The organism is Streptococcus sp. SCPM-O-B-15277 (M60) (assembly GCF_058200335.1).
This window is the reverse complement of the sequence record NZ_JBYQGR010000019.1, coordinates 1-206: the sequence shown is the minus strand read 5'-3', so window position 1 is coordinate 206 and position 206 is coordinate 1. Positions and strand designations below refer to the sequence as shown.

1 protein-coding gene is annotated in these 206 nt (G+C 45.6%); it reads left to right on the top strand.

Annotated features, from left to right (window positions below):
* A partial coding sequence (locus tag AC3E9F_RS08495) for an SSURE domain-containing protein (RefSeq protein WP_490673010.1) occupies positions 1-206 on the top strand: 206 nt, incomplete at both ends.

Genomic DNA, 206 nt, shown 5'->3' with positions numbered 1-206 from the left:
CTGACCAAGTTAAAAAAGCAGTAGCTGACAACGTTAAAGACAGCACAGATGTTCCAGCTAGCTACCTTGAAAAAGCAAATGTTCCTGGTCCATTCTTGGCAGGTGTTAACCAAGTGATTCCTTACGAAGCTTTCGGTGGTGATGGTATGTTAACTCGTCTCTTGCTCAAAGCAGCCGACAAGGCTCCATGGTCGGACAATGGAACA